The organism is Bartonella sp. AP58NXGY (assembly GCF_042195785.1).
Taxonomy (GTDB): domain Bacteria; phylum Pseudomonadota; class Alphaproteobacteria; order Rhizobiales; family Rhizobiaceae; genus Bartonella.
On record NZ_JBHIOY010000359.1, the window covers coordinates 1 to 247 of the forward strand.

At 41.7% G+C, this 247-nt stretch carries 1 protein-coding gene; it reads left to right on the plus strand.

The genetic code is table 11. The features are described from left to right. Positions 1 to 227, plus strand: a 227-nt coding sequence (locus ACFINC_RS11410) for a bL28 family ribosomal protein (protein WP_375617274.1), incomplete at its 5' end; no start/stop codon positions are given. Between the last annotated feature and the right edge of the window lie 20 nt (positions 228 to 247).

The window sequence follows — 247 nt, forward strand, 5'->3', positions numbered from 1 at the left end:
CAAATCTTTGCAATGTGACATTAATTTCAGAAGTGTTGCAGCAAAGTTATCGCTTGCGTATTTCAGCAAATGCATTGCGTTCTGTTGAGCATCGTGGTGGTCTTGATGGCTTTTTGGTCAAGGCAGACGATAAAGAGTTATCGCAACGTGCGCGTTTGTTAAAACGCCAAATCATTAAGAAAAAAGCTGAGCAAGAAAGCGAGCAAAAAGCTGAGAAAGCAGCGTGATTGTTGTAGCGTGATTGTTC